This window comes from Yinghuangia sp. YIM S10712, assembly GCF_051388935.1.
In the GTDB taxonomy this organism is placed as follows: Bacteria; Actinomycetota; Actinomycetes; order Streptomycetales; family Streptomycetaceae; genus Yinghuangia.
Genome location: NZ_JBPKBI010000069.1, coordinates 1 through 1,395, shown reverse-complemented (window position 1 = coordinate 1,395; position 1,395 = coordinate 1). Strand labels below are relative to the sequence as shown.

Sequence of the window (1,395 nt, the reverse complement as noted above, 5' to 3'; positions counted from 1 at the left end):
AGTCCGCGTACTTCTCCAGATCCGCGAACTGCGCAGGCAGAAGGTTGCTCATGATCGCTCGATTCTCCTCAAAATCCGGAAGCCGGGCGGCACTCAGGCCGACGCCTGCTGCTTCTTCGCCTGGTGCTCGGCCACATACCCACGCGCGGTCGTGTGCAGGTGACGCAGCATCACTTCCTGGTCGCACAGCGGGAACTCCTCCACCGCACGCGACTCGATCATCGTCTGCGTCGCCTCCAAGGTGTTCGCGTCCTGCAACGCGTACTCCTTGAACGTCACCGCCGCCAACTCGTGCTGCAAACGCTCGTACGCGTTCGTCGGCGGCACGAAGTACAACGAGCACTCGAACGTGTGCGTGTTGTACGACGTCGGCCAGTAGTGGTACGTCAGGTACCAGTTCGGCTTCCAGATCAANACGTCACCGCCGCCAACTCGTGCTGCAAACGCTCGTACGCGTTCGTCGGCGGCACGAAGTACAACGAGCACTCGAACGTGTGCGTGTTGTACGACGTCGGCCAGTAGTGGTACGTCAGGTACCAGTTCGGCTTCCAGATCAACAGCATGAAGTTCGGGAAGAACAGGAACGAGTCCTCGCCCCACGCCTTGTGGTTCGTCGGGTTCAGGCCCTTCATCGGGACCTCACCCACATCCGGCGCGTCCCACACACCGAACAGACCCGACCGCAGCACACGCTCGATCGGCTTGACCATCGTCTCGTCCTTCGGCGGAGCCATCCCACCCCACGACGACACCAGCCCGTGCGGACCGTCCACGTCGTACGACAACGCCTCGTACCCGACCTCGCGCAGCTTGCGCGACTCCTCGTCGACCGCCTGCTTCTGGTGCAGGATCGGCGCGTGGTAGAACTCCATGAACGCGTCGATGAACAGCTTCCAGTTCGCGCCGATCTCCGCGCGGTACTTGTACACCTCGGTCATCTTGTCGAACGGGTAGCCCTCAAGGCCCTTCCCGAACCGCGACAGGTACTCCGCGACCGGCTCCGCGTTCTCATCGAAGTTGACGAAGATGAAGCCCTGCCACACCTCGGCCTTCACCGGCGCCAGACCGAAGTTCTGCTTGTTGAGGTCGAAGAACTCGCCCTCCTGCTGCACGAACGTCAGCTCGCCGTCCAGCTCGTACCGCCACCCGTGATACTTGCAGGTGAACTGCCGGCACGTACCGGAGACCTCCTCACGCGGAAAGTCGTTCCACACCAGCTTGTTGCCGCGGTGACGACACACATTGTGGAACGCGCGGATCTCCTTGTCCTTGCCGCGCACCAGAATCACCGAGGACTTCGCCGCGGCGATCTCCTTCGTGAAGTAACTCCCCACCTTCGGAAGCTGCTCCACACGACCCACGTTCAGCCACGTCTTCTTGAAGATCGCCTCACGC

2 protein-coding genes are annotated in these 1,395 nt (G+C 61.9%); both read right to left on the bottom strand.

Annotated features, from left to right (window positions below; all coding sequences use genetic code 11):
* Window positions 1–93 precede the first annotated feature (93 nt).
* Window positions 94–414: an SRPBCC family protein gene (locus ACRX5W_RS33225; protein WP_436792117.1), complete on the bottom strand. Its 321-nt coding sequence runs from the start codon at window positions 412–414 to the stop codon at window positions 94–96.
* Window positions 411–1,334 (bottom strand): SRPBCC family protein, encoded by a 924-nt coding sequence (locus tag ACRX5W_RS33220; protein ID WP_436792119.1) that lies wholly within the window; start codon window positions 1,332–1,334, stop codon window positions 411–413. Before ACRX5W_RS33220 ends, ACRX5W_RS33225 begins: the two co-directional genes overlap by 4 nt.
* Between the last annotated feature and the right edge of the window lie 61 nt (window positions 1,335–1,395).